Here is a 12647-nt window from a genome sequence, read left to right on the forward strand (position 1 = left end):
GCATCGAGGAGGGGTTGCGGGCAGCCGGCCTGTTCGCCGGGGTTCCGCGTGTCGTTTCTTCGCCTGCTAGTGAAGAACCGCACCGCCGCTCTCTTCTTTGCCGGCCGCCTCGGCAGGAAGCGGTTCAAAAGAGGGCGGGGCGATGATGTCGGGCGGCGGCAGATTGGCGGGCGGCTGCGGGGCTTCGGGGCTGTTCTTTGGCTGCGGAGGCGATTGCTGTCCGCCGGTTCCGCCCGAGGCGGGACTGTCCGCCGGGGAACCGCCCGTTCTCCCCCCTCCGGCCGACTCGTCGCCGGAAGCAGCCGGCTTGGACTTGCCGCCGCTGAGTGCAGGCGTAGAACCGGCAGCCGTTTGGCCGGTTCCCCCCGCCTGTTTGGGGGCTCCCGCCGACCCGTTTCCAGCCGTCTGTTTGCTTGCCGCTGCCGGCTCTTTTCGTTCCGCGCGGGCGTACTCGGCGACGGCCGCCTCGCTCAAGGTTCCGCCGGTTTTGACCCCCATGGCGCTTTGCAGGGCGGAGCGGACGTGATCCATCTTCTCTTTGGGCCACAGCGTGTACAAGAGGCGGGAATCCCACAAGGCGCCGTTGTCCAGCGAAACCATCCGCTCCGGGGAAAAGCCGGCGAAATCGAGGGCCAATCCGGTGATCTGCTCTTTGGACAGATCGGTTTTGACGTGCTGTCCCGCCGTCTCGAGAATGGCGAACGCGTTCGTCAGACCGTCCATCGACGTCACCTTGTCGGCCACGGCCTTGATCACGTCCTGCTGCCGCCGGTTGCGGTCAAAATCGCTGGAGTCGTATGCGTGTCCCCGCCGGTCCACACGGTGGCGGACAAAACCGAGAGCCTGCTCGCCGTTCAGCACCTGCCGCCCCTTTTTCAGACGCTTGTAGACGCCCCCTTGCGGCAGCTCATAGACGAGGTCGCGGTCGACCGTCACCTCTACCCCGCCCAGCTTGTCAATCACCGCGGTGAAGCCCTCAAAGTCGAACAGGATGTAATGCTGAACCGGGATGCCCACCATCGCTTCGACCGTTTTTTTCAACAGCGAGACGCCGTTTTCGGTCACCGTCTCGCCCCGCTGCTCCGCGCGAGTCCGCGCGCTTTCCCCGGCGGCAAACACGCTGTTGATTTTGTGGTACCCCGGGTAACCCGGCATCTGGACGCGGGTGTCGCGCGGCAGGGAGACCATCGTCACCTGCTGCGCGCCGGGATCGACGACGGCCAGAATCAGCACGTCGGTGTTTAACATGCCCTCCTGTTTCCGGGTGTCGGTCCCGACAATCAGCACGGAGAGCGGCTTCTTTTTCTCGTACGCCTGCTGTGCTGCGGGCTGGTCCGGCAGCTTGTACGGGTCATCCGTGATCGTCCCCAGGGTGTCGTTGATCCGGGTGATGCTGTAGGCGGCTCCGGCTGCCAGCAAACAGAGAAACAGGCAGCCCGCCAGCAGCAGGCGCATCCCCCATGTCCGCCGGCTCCGTCTGGCGCGGCGCCCCTTTTGTGCAGGAGCAGTCGCTTCATCCATCTTCCGCATGCGTCGTCAACTCCTCAATCCCAGTGTACGTGACGTTTGATTCGACGTTTCTACTTTTTCTGGAAAAAATATGTACCATTCTATCACAGTTTTGTCTGGTTTTGTAGAATGGTGATTTCTTGTTCAGCCTGTATATGGACTTACTGTCATCTTTATCGTCTCGTAGATTACGTACCTCTTGACACATTCCTCGTTTTTCCATATTGTTGAGTGCAGAAGAAAAGTTAGTTATATAGCTAACTTATAAATAAAGCGAGGATGATTCCATGGCCAAACCCAATGTCGTGTCCAAACAGGAACTGCTGCGTTCTGCGCAGCAATGCGTCGCCCGGCAAGGTCTGCAGGCGCTGACGCTTAAAGCGGTTGCAGAAGGGGCCAACGTCACGCCGGGCACTGTCTACTACCATTTTCGGAGCAAAGAACAGCTTATCCTGGAGTTGGTGCAGGAGATGTGCCGCCGATCCTGGCAGCACCTGGAGACGGACGCCGATACGGCGGACGGGTTCCTGGAGGCTGCGCTCGATTCGGCGAAAAGCCGCTGCTCGCATGAATCGTTGTACCATCGGCTGTTTTTTTCACTTGTCGCCGCCGGCTTTCACCAGGAGAAACTGCGGGCGGAACTGAGCCGCCTGCTTCAGGAGGAAAACGACGCGCTTGCCAGTCAGATCCGCCGCCATTGGCACGCCGAACAGTTGGGAGACATCTCAGCAGAGAGCTGGGCGCTGTTGATGAACGCCCTGATCGACGGACTGGCGCTGCAGGCACTTCTTTCTCCCACGTTTGACGTGGAACGTGCCTATGCCGACCTGGAAAAACTGATCCGCCGCCAGCTTCTGCCGCAAGGAGGGGCGTCGGCATGAACCTCTCCCTCCGCGCGATTGCGATTCCGACAGCGGCTGGCCTGATCGTCTGGGCGGCTGTGACGATGTTCTTTCGTTGGTTTGGGCATCTTATCCTGACGAGCGTACACGATGAGCGGTTTCCCGTAATCTTCATCGGGTTGGAGGGGGCCACTGGCATCGGCCTCTACCTGATCGGCTTGTTGTACCGAAAGATTGATCGTTCGCCCCGCGCTCTGCTGCGGTTCGCCCTGATCGGATCAGCGGTCGGCTTGATGCTGGACAGCGTTTCCCTTTCATTTCACCCGCTGTTTTTTCCCGGGATGAACCGGGATCAGGTACTGGCCTTTACCGTCTGGATGGCATTCGCCTACGGATTGTTTCTGATCATTCCCGCCCTCCAGAACGCACTTGCGCTCACCACAGGAAAACGGTAGTCTAAAACTATCCAAAAAGAAACCGGAACGTTTACGGGAAGCGGAGGGGCTGAGTGTGGAACGCGTACAGGTGCTGATCGCAGGCGGCGGCATCGCCGGGTTGTCCGCCGCCATCTGGTGTGAACGGCTCGGATTGTCCTGTGTCCTGGTGGAAAAAGGGGATCGGCTCGGCGGGCAGCTTTCGGACATCCACAACCAAATTTGGGACTTTCCGCCGCGCGTCTACCCGGACGGCGCGGCTTTGCTGGACGAACTGCTCGCCCATCGATCGATTCGCGCACTCCGCCCCCGCCTGGGGGAAGCGCTTCGGTCGGTCGATCTCGACGAGCACCTGGTCCATACCGACAAGGCGGTGTACCGGGCCGACTACCTGATCATCGCGACGGGAGTGCGCCCCAACCGGATTCCCGCCCTCGCCGGCTGTTCGCGGGTGCTGCCGCCGTGGTTCTCCACCACCTCGCAGGGAACCGCCGTCGCCGGCCAGGATGTGGCGGTGATCGGGGGCGGCGACCGGGCGGTGGAAAGCGCCTGCAACCTCCTGCCCCACGTCCGCAGCCTCTACCTCCTCGTCCGCAGCGATCGGCTGCGGGCCCGTCCGCAGTGGGTGGAGCGCCTCCACCCTCACCCTTCGCTCCACGTGCTGTGGGAGACAGTGGTGAGCGGCTGCCGGGAGCAAAACGGCAAAGCCGTGCTCACCCTGGATTCCCCCCGCCCCGGTACACCCCAAACGCTCGTCGTCGATTGGGTCCTGCCGCGAATCGGCGTGCGTGGAAACATCGACGGGCTGGGACAACTGCCTGCCTTGGAAGGCGGGTATCTGCAGGCTGACGTCAACCAGCAGGTCGGAGCCGACTGGGTCTACGCCATCGGAGACGTCGCCAACGGCGCCGCCTACGCCAGCCTGTCCCTCGCCGTCGGCCAAGCGATGAAGGCGGTCAAGCACATTTCGCTTCAGGTCCCGTCGCCGTAACCGATCGCGTCGGGTTACCATCCGAGCAAAAGGAGCCGTGATCATGTACTCGTTCGTCGATAACTTTGGCCTGCCGGTGACGCTTACGTTTGACCCGGCCGTCTACCGGAAACGGCGCGCCCGGCATGTACTGGTCTTTCCGTTTTGGAAAGGCCGGCTGGTTTTTACCCGCCACCGCACGCGGGGCATCGAGCTGCCCGGGGGCAAGGTGGAGCCGGGCGAATCCAGTCTGGCCGCCGCCGTCCGGGAAACCTACGAGGAAACCGGTGCCACGCTGGAGGCGATCGAACGCATCGGCCAATACACCGTCAACCACGATCTGGTCAAGGATATTTACGTCGCCCGCGTGCTGAACCTGGAGGCTGAGCCGCCCGGGGCGGACGTGGCGGAGCGGGTGTTGTTCGAAGAGACACCGCTCCAGGTACGGGATGATCCCCGCTTCAGCCGCTATCTGTACGACGATGTGTACCCGCTCGCGCTGGAGCGGGCAAGCCGCCATCCGTTTGCCGCAACGTGACAGGCATCCCCCCGCTCGTGGGCGATGCCTGTTTCAGCTTTTTCCTTTTTCCTTTTTCTCTCCCAACAGACGGTTGACCAGCTCGTTCGGATCAAACCCCATCCTGCGCACCGCCTCCGATCGCCGTCTCTCCTCGTCGCTCTCCGCCTGGAGTCCGAGGATTTCCGCCGCCTGCCGCATCGCTTCCGTCTCCTTTGCCTGCTCGTTCTCCGCTTGCGCCCGTTGGCCGGAAGCCTCCCGGGAATCCTGCTGCGGTTTCAGGAAGAACAGCGCGACCACCGCAAACAAAGCGGTCAAACCGGCGATGGAGTAAAACATCACGCTGCGGGAAATGCCCAGGAGCCAGGTAAACACCGGCGGTCCCACAGCCACGCCGATAAACCGGACGCCGCTGTAGAGCGACGTGATCATGCCCCTCTCCGCCTTTTTCACTGCCCCGACGATCATGCTGTTGAGACAGGGAAGGATCATGCCCGTTCCGGCGCTGCCGATCACCAGCACCCCGATCAGGAGGTACACCCCCTGCACAAAACTGGCGATCACGTAGGAGGCGGCCAGCAGGAACATCCCGCTGATCACGAACAGGCGCATCACGCGCAGCTTTTTCTTGATGATCAGGCCGGTCACGTACGCGACGATGCTCATCACCAGCAGCGGAATGGCCAGGAAGCCGCCCTTCAGCACACCGTCGATCTTGTACGTCTCCTCCAGCAGGTCAGACAGGTAAAAGAGCACGCCAAACAGCGTGAACAGGCAGATGCTGCCGATGAAGAACGCCGGCACCAGCCAGCGTCCGTGCTGCCGGAACACCTGCCCGATGGACTGCAGGTACTGGCTGACCTGCATCGGCTGTTTCTGCTGCCTGTTTTCCCGGGTACAGAACCAAAACAGCAGCAGGACCGCTCCGCAGATGATCGGAAACGCCAGAAACACCATGTACCAGGAAATCATGGCCAAAAGCGCGCCCAAAACCGGACTGAGCACCTTGCCCAAACCGTTGGATGTCTCCATCAAGCCCAGCGCCCGGCTCTCCGCCGCCCCGTTAAACAGGTCGCCCACCATCGCCATCGCGATCGGGGCGGTACCGGCGGCGCCGATGCCCTGCAGGACCCGCCCGATCATGATGATCCCGTACGGCTTGTCCCACCAGAGCGCCGCCAATCCGGCCAAAAGACCGCCCGCCCCGTACAGGATCAGGGACAGGATCACGACAATTTTGCGTCCAAACCGGTCGGACAGATAGCCCGCCAGCGGAATCACGACGCCCGCCGCGATGGAAAACGCGGTAATCAACAGGCTCGTCTGCAGGCCCGTCAGTTGCAGCTTGGCTTTCATCGTGGGCAGGACGGGGATCAGCATCGAGTTTCCCAACACCATGACCAGCGGGATGCCCGCCAGTCCCATCAGGTTTTTCGTGTTCTGTGCCATACCGTACTCCCTCGCGTCACGCGTATGCGCTGCCATCCCAGCGCAACCCATTGATAATCTGCCAATCCGGCTCCACGCCGATGCCCGCTCCCCCGGGCAGGGCCACCTGTCCGTTGACCGGGGTGACGGGAAACAGACGGGTAAACGGATTTTCCATGACGTCCCACTCCACCGGTTCGATCGGGTCGGCATCCATTTTGCTCCACGCCGGAAGACACGCCTGCGCGTATATCGCGTACAAACGAGCCAGCGATCCGTCAAACACGTGCGGAGAGACGCGGTGCCCGAACTGCCGCCCCACCTGCAAATTGAAGCGAAAGCCGTCCACCCCGTCGGCATGCATCGGATCGGGCTGGATGATGTCGACTGCTCCCTGCTTCAAGAGCGGCAGGTACTGGTGGCAGTGGATCAGGTTTTCTCCGCCGGCCAGCGGAATCGACAGCGCCTGCCGCAATTTGGCGTACTCCTCCGTCCGCTCCATCGGCATCGGTTCTTCCAGCCACATCCAGTTCTCATGACGGGAAAAGACCTGTTCCCACTGCCGGGCGGCGGCCAGATCGTAGCTTTGGTTGGCGTCTACCGCCACCTGGACGTCTGCCGGCAGGGACGCCATCAGCCGCTCGATGTGACGGCGGTCTTCCTGCCAGGAACGGCCCCCGATTTTCACCTTGATGCGGCGAAATCCGGCCTGCACCTGTTGTTCCACCAGCCGGACGGAATGCTCCGCCCAATCCGGCCGCTCGCTGTAGGATTGAAAGGACGCGTAAATCGGGATGCTGGTGTGGTACGCCCCTCCCCAGAGCTCGCAGACGGACAAGCCGGCCAGTTTGGCAGCGATCTCGGTCAGGGCCATGCTGACCGCCGCCGCGGAGCGTTGATGCCATTTGCCGATCACCTCCACCAGGCGCAGGCGGTCCGTCACCCGTTTGCCCATGAGGTACGGAACGATTCGCTCGCGAAATCCCTTGTCCAACGTCGGCAGCCAGTCCACCGCTTCTCCCCATCCGTCGGCCCCGGAGGTCGTGATGATGCGGATCAAGTAACAAGTGCGGTACTTCTTGTAGCCGTTGGCGTCGCCGTACGGCTGCGCCAGCCGATAGAGCAGCGGGTAGGTCTCCACGCGTTCGATCTGCATCTCATGTGCTCCTCACAACAGGTCGTCGCGTCCTTCGCGCTCCGCCCGCTCTCGTAGATACGCTTCGTAATCAAGGAACATGCCTTTGCCTTCCCCTTTGCGCATGTACTCCTCATAGGTGCCGCTGCGCATGAAATTGACGCTCTCCCGACCGTGGTAGCCGTCCATGTTCGTGTAGCCGATCTGCTCGACGGCCTCGACGGACCCGTCCGCCTCGTCGCTCTCCACGTACATCTCCTTGTAGTCGGTCTTGTCGTTGTCCACATAGGAAAACGGCGTGCTTGACGTTCCCCACGCCTCGACGATCTGCCAGGCGTCCTCCCCGTCGAAGCCGTTCTGCCCTTCCTTTTCGTCCAGCGAGGTGCGGCCGAACGGCGGCTGCAAAAACTCCTCTTCGATCGGACGGGACTCGTTGATGTTGGGCGCCGGTGCGTGTTCCTTGCAGGTTTGGGCGTGGGGCAGCGCCTCCAGCCGCTCTTCCGGGATGGGCTGCCCGCAGACGGTGCAGCGCCCGTACGTCCCTTCGTCCATGCGGGTGAGCGCCTGGTCGATCTCCTTCAGCGTCTCCCGGTCCAGACTGTCCAGCGCGAGGTCTTTTTCGCGCTCAAACAGCTCGCTGCCAATGTCGGCCGGGTGATTGTCGTACATGGAAAACTCCTGCAGGGATGTCGACATCTGCTCCCGCATGCCGTAGTGGGCCTGCACCCGCTCCTCCAGCTCCCGCTTTTCCTGCAGCAGCCGCTCCCTGAATCGAGCCAGCTTCTCCTTGTCCACGCATGCCACCCTCCTCTGTTTGGTTTCCTTGATGGGTAGTATGTCTTGCGGACAGCGAAAATAACCCCCTGCCTGCCCCGCGGCAGTACCGGCAGCGGTTGGCCGCCTTTTTGGAGGGACCCGGCAGACAAAAAAACGGCCCTGCCTCACCACGGGGGCACAGGCAGGGCCGTACAGCTTGTCGGATGAAGTTATTCCGCCACGTGGGCGTAGTGTTCGTGTACAATCGTCGCGCAGCGCTTGCAGAGGGTCGGATGGGCGCTGTCCGCCCCGACGTCCTGCTTCACCACGCGGCAGCGTTCGCACTTGACGCCGTCGGCGGGAGCGACGACGACCGCGATGCCTTCCAGCGCAGCCGCTTCGGCCGGCACGCTGGCACCGTGCGGATGCAGATCCACATGGGCGACGATGAACAGGTCGGCCAGGTCATCCATGGCGGACAAGACGCGTGCCACCTCTTCCGTTTGCGGATAGAGCGCCAGCTTGGCGTCGACGGAGTTGCCGAACACTTTGTTGCGGCGTGCTTCTTCCATCGCTTTCAGCACTTCGTCGCGCACCGCCAGGAACGCGTCCCACTTGCTCTCCATGTCCGCCGCGAAGCCGAGATGCTGTTCGTTCGCTTCCGGCATGTCGGTGAGCTGCACGCTTTCCTCGGCCACGCCCGGGATGTAGCTCCACACTTCGTCTGCGGTGTGCGGCAGGATCGGCGCCACCAGCTTCACCAGGTTCAACAGGCAGTCGTACATGACGGTCTGTGCGGCGCGGCGCTTGATGCTGTCGGGCGCTTCCACGTAGAGCCGGTCCTTGCAGATGTCCAGATAAAAGGCGGACAGGTCGATGACACAGAAGTTGTGAACGGCGTGGAACACCGTGTGGAATTGATAGTCGTCGTACGCCTTGCGCACCCGTTTGACCACCTGCGCCGCCTTGGCCAGCACGTAGCGGTCCAATTCACCCAACTGCTCGTACGGGACGCGGTCCTTCGCCGGATCGAAGCCGTTCAGGTTGCCCAACAGGAAGCGGAACGTGTTGCGGATCTTGCGGTACACTTCGGCGATCTGGTTGAGGATCGCGTCGGAAATCCGCACGTCTGCCTGGTAGTCCACGGACGCTACCCACAGGCGCAGGATGTCCGCCCCCAGCTTGTCGATCACCTCTTGCGGCACGATGACGTTGCCGAGCGACTTGGACATTTTGCGTCCTTCGCCGTCGAGGGCGAAGCCGTGGCTCAGCACCGCCTTGTACGGCGCCGTCCCGTAAACGGCCACCGACGTGGAGAGCGACGAGTTGAACCAGCCGCGGTACTGGTCCGATCCTTCCAGGTAGAGGTCAGCCGGCCATTTCAGCTCTTCCCGCTCTCTCAGCACTGCTTCGTGGCTGGAGCCGGAGTCGAACCACACGTCCATGATGTCCGTCTCTTTGCGGAACTCCGTGCAGCCGCACTTTTCGCAAGTCAGGCCCGGCGGCACCAGTTCGCTCGCTTCCCGAGCAAACCAGACGGAAGAGCCCTCTTTGCGGAACAGCTCCGCGATGTGATCGATCGTCGTGTCGTTGATCACCGGCTCGTTGCAGGATTTGCAGTAGAAGATCGGAATCGGCACGCCCCAGACGCGCTGACGGGAGATGCACCAGTCGCCGCGGTCGGCCACCATGTTGGCCAGGCGCGTTTCGCCCCAGTGCGGAAGCCACTGCACGTTTTTGATCGCTTCCAGCATCTGTTCGCGGAAGCCGTCGATCGACGCAAACCACTGCTCGGTCGCCCGGTAGATGACCGGCTTTTTCGTCCGCCAGTCGTGCGGGTAGGAGTGGGTGATGAAGCCCAGCTTCAAGAGCGCTCCCGCTTCTTCCAGCTTTTGTGTAACCGCCTTGTTGGCGTCCTCGTAGAACATGCCTTCGAAGCCCGGCGCTTCGGCGGTCATCTTGCCCTCGTGGTCAACCGGACAGAGCACGCCGAGACCGTATTTCTGGCCGACGTTGAAGTCGTCTTCCCCGTGACCCGGAGCGGTGTGGACGCAGCCCGTACCGGCGTCCAGGGTGACGTGTTCGCCCAGGATCAGCGGGGACGGACGGTCGTAAAACGGGTGCTTGGTCACGACGCCTTCCAGTTCGCTCCCCTTGAAGGCAGCCAGCACTTCCACGTTCTCCCATCCGATCTCCTTGGACGCTGCTTCCAGCAGACCGCTCGCCAGCAGGAATTTGCGGCCGTCCGCCTTCACCACGTTGTACTCCAGTTCCGGATGAATCGAGATGGCCAGGTTGGCCGGGATCGTCCACGGCGTGGTGGTCCAGATGACGACGCCGGTGTCCGTGTCCAGTTTGCCCTTGCCGTCGGTCACCTGGAAGCTGACGTAAATGGACGGCGAGCGCTTGTCTTTGTATTCGATTTCCGCGTCCGCCAAAGCCGTCTCGGACGACGGAGACCAGTAGACGCAGCGCAGCCCCTTGTAGATGTAGCCTTTTTTCGCCATCTCGCCGAAGATGCGGATTTGCCGCGCTTCATACTCCGGCTTCAGCGTCACGTACGGATTTTCCCAGTCGCCGCGGACGCCGAGCCGCTTGAACTGATCCCGCTGCTTTTCGATGTAGGACCAGGCGTACGCTTCACAGCGCTTGCGGAAGTCGTTTACCTCGATGTTGCGGCGGTCCAGCCCCTCGGCGTTGATGATCGCCTGCTCGATCGGCAGCCCGTGGGTATCCCAGCCGGGCACGTACGGCGCGCAGAAACCGGCCATCGACTTGTAGCGGACGATGAAGTCCTTGAGGATCTTGTTCAGCGCGTGGCCGATGTGAATGTTTCCGTTGGCGTACGGAGGACCGTCATGCAGAATGAATGCGGGACGTCCTTTTGTCCGCTCCTGCACTTTCCGGTAAATCTCCTGCTCATCCCAGCGGGCCTGTATCTGCGGTTCGCGGGTCGGCAGGTTGCCGCGCATGGGGAAGTCGGTTTTCGGCAGCGATAACGTTTTGCTGTAATCCATGGCCTGTTTTCACTCCTACTTGGTATCAAAATAAAAGCCTTCCCTCATCCCAAAAGGGACGAGAGAAGGCTCCCGTGGTACCACCCTGATTGAACGGAACGCCCCCTGCCGCAAGCCGGCAGTCGCCGCTCCGCTCCACTCGTTTCATTCGTAACGGGAATGACGCGCTCCCTTACTCGCCCGCCGGACGTGACGTCGGCAGCCGGCTTTCAGTTGTGAACTCCCGGGTGATTTTCGGCGACGGCAGCTGGCCGGGCTTTCACCTCTCCCCGGCTCTCTGGGCAGCGCTTGGTCACGTACTCTTCCCGTTCATCGTTGGTACAGTGATGAAAAGTTTGCAAATATTATAGTACCATCATGGCCTGAACGTCAACGGTTTATTCCGCCAACAGGGCGGACGTCGTGGAATCAGCCTGCTCGAGATCGTCCCACGCCCCGTTTTCCAGCATCTCCAACTGGGCTTCGAGCAGGGTGCGGAAGCGCATCCGATAGACGGAGGCGCGCTTTTTCAACTCTTCGATTTCAATCGCGATCTTGCGGGATTTCGCCAGTGCTTCGTTGACGATCCGGTCGGCGTTTTTCTCCGCTTCCTTCAGGATCAACTGCGCTTCCTTGCGGGCGTTGGACTTGACATCCTCGGCCGTTTCCTGGGCCACGAGGATGGATTTGCTCAGGTTCTCCTCCAGGCTCTTGTAGTGCTCCACCCGCTCGTTCAGCATGGCGACGCGCTCTTCCAGTTCCTTTTTTTCCTTTATCAGGAGTTCGAAGTCCTTGATCACCTGATCGAGGAACTCGTTCACTTCGTCAATGTTGTATCCGCGAAAACCCGTGCTGAATTCCTTATTGTGTATGTCCAATGGCGTTAAAGGCACATGAACCCCCCACTTTTCCCGGTAGTCGTACCCATTCTCTTCGACAGGCAAAGCCGCATTTCCTGCCGGATTTTGCAAAATTATTGAGCCTGCTCTCAGGTGACCAGCCCGACGATCATGCGCAGCCGTCCACTCCGCGTCGGACCGGTCACGTCCAGCAGCTTGAACCGTCCGAATCCGGCCAGCGACACCATATCGCCCGGCTCCAGCAGATGCGACGGGTCGTCCACCACTTTCCAGTTGACCTTCAGCTTGCCCGCCCGGATCGGCACCAGCGCCTTTGCCCGCGACAGGTTGTACACCTCGCCGACGACCGCGTCGACGCGCGGCGACGGAACGGTGACCGTCTTTTCCGCAAACCGGGGAGCGGGCGGCTGAAACGACTCCCAATCAATCCGCTCGAATTGGACCGGCGTCCGGTGAATATGCGTCACCTGGGAACAGACGAAATCGGCCACTTCTTCCGCGATGACGACATGGATCGCCTCTTCGGCCACGATCATGTCGCCGAACTTCTCCCGCTTCAGCCCCACGTTCAGGAGCGCTCCCATCACATCCCGGTGCTCCAGTGTCCGGAAGCGCTGGTCGGCGGCAATCCGCAGCAGGGCCAGGCGGTAGTCCTCCGGCTCGGGCACGAGGTAATCGGGATGGAGCAGCACGCGCACCCGCTCCGCGCCGTCGTAGCCCCCGCTGGCCGAAACGGTCACGTCACGCACCTGCGAGGTGAGGCTCTGCATGATCGCAAGCTGCCTCGGGTCCAGAAAATCAGTAAGGCGCATGGCCTGCTTCCGCTCTGTCAGCGTCAGCATCTCCAGCGCCCGTTCCGCAAAGGGACGTTCCTCTTTTCGAAAATGATCAAACACGCTCATGCCGTCACGCACCTCACAGCAGCAGTTGCTGCAGGATCGCATTGAGGCCCCTGTGGGCGAAGTTGAGCGCGATCAGCGCCACGATCGGCGAGATGTCGATAAAGCCGAGCGGCGGGATAAAGCGGCGAAACGGCGCCAGAAACGGCTCCACCAACCGCTCCAGCAGTTGGCCGATGGGCGTTTCCCGCATCTGCGGCACCCACGACATGAGGACGTAGGCAATGACCATGAATTGATAGACGGTAAAAGCGTAATACACGATGGTAAATATGGCCGTTGTCATTCACTCACCCTTTTT

12 protein-coding genes and 1 other annotated feature are annotated in these 12647 nt (G+C 61.5%); of the genes, 4 read left to right on the plus strand and 8 right to left on the minus strand.

The features are described 5' to 3' along the window. Positions 1-66: 66 nt before the first annotated feature. On the minus strand, positions 67-1530 hold the full coding sequence (locus FOI68_RS19915; protein ID WP_143864082.1) for an LCP family protein: 1464 nt from the start codon (positions 1528-1530) through the stop codon (positions 67-69). 266 nt (positions 1531-1796) lie between these two features. Between FOI68_RS19915 and FOI68_RS19920 the strand changes: the two genes are divergently transcribed. The 4 genes from FOI68_RS19920 to FOI68_RS19935 are packed head-to-tail and all read left to right on the plus strand — an operon-like array spanning position 1797 to position 4293. Beyond that, positions 1797-2390: a TetR/AcrR family transcriptional regulator gene (locus FOI68_RS19920; protein ID WP_143864083.1), complete on the plus strand. Its 594-nt coding sequence runs from the start codon at positions 1797-1799 to the stop codon at positions 2388-2390. Further along, positions 2387-2806 (plus strand): hypothetical protein, encoded by a 420-nt coding sequence (locus FOI68_RS19925; protein ID WP_044899416.1) that lies wholly within the window; start codon positions 2387-2389, stop codon positions 2804-2806. The genes FOI68_RS19920 and FOI68_RS19925 overlap by 4 nt, the downstream gene beginning before the upstream one ends. 55 nt (positions 2807-2861) lie before the next feature. Next, positions 2862-3776 carry an NAD(P)/FAD-dependent oxidoreductase gene (locus FOI68_RS19930; RefSeq protein ID WP_143864084.1) on the plus strand — a complete coding sequence of 305 codons (915 nt, stop codon included), beginning with the start codon at positions 2862-2864 and terminating at the stop codon, positions 3774-3776. A gap of 43 nt (positions 3777-3819) precedes the next feature. Further along, on the plus strand, positions 3820-4293 hold the full coding sequence (locus FOI68_RS19935; RefSeq protein ID WP_029099980.1) for an NUDIX domain-containing protein: 474 nt from the start codon (positions 3820-3822) through the stop codon (positions 4291-4293). Between the two features lie 33 nt (positions 4294-4326). Here FOI68_RS19935 and FOI68_RS19940 read toward each other — a convergent pair whose 3' ends face one another. The 7 genes from FOI68_RS19940 to FOI68_RS19970 all read right to left on the minus strand — a co-directional run bounded on the left by FOI68_RS19940 (position 4327) and on the right by FOI68_RS19970 (position 12632). Next, positions 4327-5721, minus strand: coding sequence for an MFS transporter (locus tag FOI68_RS19940; protein WP_143864085.1), 1395 nt, complete (start codon positions 5719-5721; stop codon positions 4327-4329). Positions 5722-5737: 16 nt separating this feature from the next. Further along, a complete protein-coding gene (locus FOI68_RS19945) occupies positions 5738-6856 on the minus strand; it encodes a mandelate racemase/muconate lactonizing enzyme family protein (protein ID WP_143864086.1) in 1119 nt (372 codons plus the stop codon). A 12-nt stretch (positions 6857-6868) separates the two neighbouring features. After that, a complete protein-coding gene (locus FOI68_RS19950; protein ID WP_143864087.1) occupies positions 6869-7630 on the minus strand; it encodes a TraR/DksA C4-type zinc finger protein in 762 nt (253 codons plus the stop codon). A gap of 191 nt (positions 7631-7821) precedes the next feature. Next, entirely contained in the window at positions 7822-10608 is a 2787-nt protein-coding gene (gene ileS, locus FOI68_RS19955; RefSeq protein WP_143864088.1) for an isoleucine--tRNA ligase, read from the minus strand. 51 nt (positions 10609-10659) lie between these two features. Next, positions 10660-10930 (minus strand) — a binding site (T-box leader). Positions 10931-10985: 55 nt separating this feature from the next. Further along, positions 10986-11480, minus strand: coding sequence for a DivIVA domain-containing protein (locus FOI68_RS19960; protein WP_029099975.1), 495 nt, complete (start codon positions 11478-11480; stop codon positions 10986-10988). Positions 11481-11575: 95 nt separating this feature from the next. Further along, complete coding sequence (locus FOI68_RS24195) at positions 11576-12349, minus strand: YlmH family RNA-binding protein (RefSeq protein ID WP_143864089.1); 774 nt, start codon at positions 12347-12349, stop codon at positions 11576-11578. Positions 12350-12362: 13 nt separating this feature from the next. Further along, positions 12363-12632 (minus strand): YggT family protein, encoded by a 270-nt coding sequence (locus FOI68_RS19970; RefSeq protein WP_029099973.1) that lies wholly within the window; start codon positions 12630-12632, stop codon positions 12363-12365. Between the last annotated feature and the right edge of the window lie 15 nt (positions 12633-12647).

Origin of the sequence: Brevibacillus sp. LEMMJ03, from assembly GCF_007197875.1 — a bacterium.
Lineage (GTDB): Bacteria > Bacillota > Bacilli > Brevibacillales > Brevibacillaceae > Brevibacillus > Brevibacillus thermoruber.

What these genes read in the sequence shown, in the direction of transcription:
- FOI68_RS19915 (WP_143864082.1), bottom strand. Translation starts at nt 1,530, where the DNA reads ATGCGGAAGATGGATGAAGCGACTGCTCCTGCACAAAAGGGGCGCCGC.
- FOI68_RS19920 (WP_143864083.1), top strand. Translation starts at nt 1,797, where the DNA reads ATGGCCAAACCCAATGTCGTGTCCAAACAGGAACTGCTGCGTTCTGCG.
- FOI68_RS19925 (WP_044899416.1), top strand. Translation starts at nt 2,387, where the DNA reads ATGAACCTCTCCCTCCGCGCGATTGCGATTCCGACAGCGGCTGGCCTG.
- FOI68_RS19935 (WP_029099980.1), top strand. Translation starts at nt 3,820, where the DNA reads ATGTACTCGTTCGTCGATAACTTTGGCCTGCCGGTGACGCTTACGTTT.
- FOI68_RS19940 (WP_143864085.1), bottom strand. Translation starts at nt 5,721, where the DNA reads ATGGCACAGAACACGAAAAACCTGATGGGACTGGCGGGCATCCCGCTG.
- FOI68_RS19945 (WP_143864086.1), bottom strand. Translation starts at nt 6,856, where the DNA reads ATGCAGATCGAACGCGTGGAGACCTACCCGCTGCTCTATCGGCTGGCG.
- ileS (WP_143864088.1), bottom strand. Translation starts at nt 10,608, where the DNA reads ATGGATTACAGCAAAACGTTATCGCTGCCGAAAACCGACTTCCCCATG.
- FOI68_RS24195 (WP_143864089.1), bottom strand. Translation starts at nt 12,349, where the DNA reads ATGAGCGTGTTTGATCATTTTCGAAAAGAGGAACGTCCCTTTGCGGAA.
- FOI68_RS19970 (WP_029099973.1), bottom strand. Translation starts at nt 12,632, where the DNA reads ATGACAACGGCCATATTTACCATCGTGTATTACGCTTTTACCGTCTAT.